Genomic DNA, 1221 nt, shown 5'->3' with positions numbered 1-1221 from the left:
GGTGCAGTGCGAGCGAGTCGACACCTTCTGGCAGCGCGAGCCACAGGAAATAGCCACCCTCGGGGCGCGTGACCCGCGTTCCAGTCGGAAAGTATCGATCGATAAGTCGCAAGCATGCAGCCTGCTGGCGGCTGAGCGAATGCCGCAGTGCGCGCAGGTGACGATCGAAACTCTTGTGTTGCAGGTATTCCTGCAACGCCAGTTGCGAGGGGAGCGCCGTCGCCAGCGAGCTCATCAACTTGTTCCGACCCAAAGTGGCTGCAAAGCGACCGCCCGCTACCCAACCGATGCGATATCCAGGTGCCAGGGACTTCGAGAAAGAACTGCAGTGCAGCACCCAGCCAGCCCGGTCCCAGGCCTTGGCTGGTGGCGGTCTCCGAGCCCCATGCGCGAGCTCGCCGTACACGTCGTCTTCGATCAGCGGTATGGCGCGGGTGGCGAGCATGCTGACCAGTTGCTCTTTGGCTGCGTCGCTCATGGTGCAGCCCATTGGATTCTGGAAGGTCGGCATGAACCAGCAGGCCTTCACCGGATGCTGGTCGATCACGCGGGCAAGAGAGTCGAGATCTACGCCTGTACGCGGGTGGGTCTCAACTTCGACCGCGCGAAGACCGCGCCGCTCCAGTGCCTGCAACGCACCATAAAAGGTTGGCGTTTCGATCGCCACGACGTCGCCTGGCTGCGTCACCGATTCGAGCGCAAGATTGAGTGCCTCCATCGCCCCGCTGGTGATGACCAGTTCCGACGCAGGAACATTCATCCCGACGCTGCCGTAACGGAGGGAGATCTGATGGCGTAATAGGGCGTTTCCGGGTGACAAATCCTCGACGGTCTGCCAAGGATCCATCCGCTTGAGCGCTCGCGTAAGGCCGGCGGCAAGTTGCTCGAAGGGAAACAGCTCTGGCGACGGAAAGGCCGAACCGAGCGGGACCATGTCGCGCTCGCGAGCCTGCGCAAGGACCTGAAAGACAAGCGACGAGACGTCGACCGACATGGACCGGAGGACAGGCTCGCTGGCGGCGAGTTCGTTGGCCGACGTTTCCGCGCCCGCTCGAACAAAGTATCCCGACCGCTGCCGCGCTTCGACAAGGCCTTGCGCCTCCAGCAGGTAGTAAGCAGAGAACACGGTGGACGCACTGATGCCCATTTGCGACTTCAGTTCGCGTACGGAGGGAAGGCGATCGTTCGCTTTCAGGCTACCCGCGCGAATGCGCTGAGCGA

At 62.5% G+C, this 1221-nt stretch carries 1 protein-coding gene; it reads right to left on the bottom strand.

From position 1 onward, the window contains the following. Nucleotides 1-1221: aminotransferase-like domain-containing protein (locus AC0IYU_RS34770; RefSeq protein ID WP_472126942.1), on the bottom strand; the 1221-nt coding region annotated here is incomplete at both ends.

It is taken from the genome of Variovorax sp. AC103, assembly GCF_979254005.1.
The sequence above is the reverse complement of the archived record's forward strand: the minus strand, read 5'-3'. Positions and strand labels throughout refer to the sequence as shown.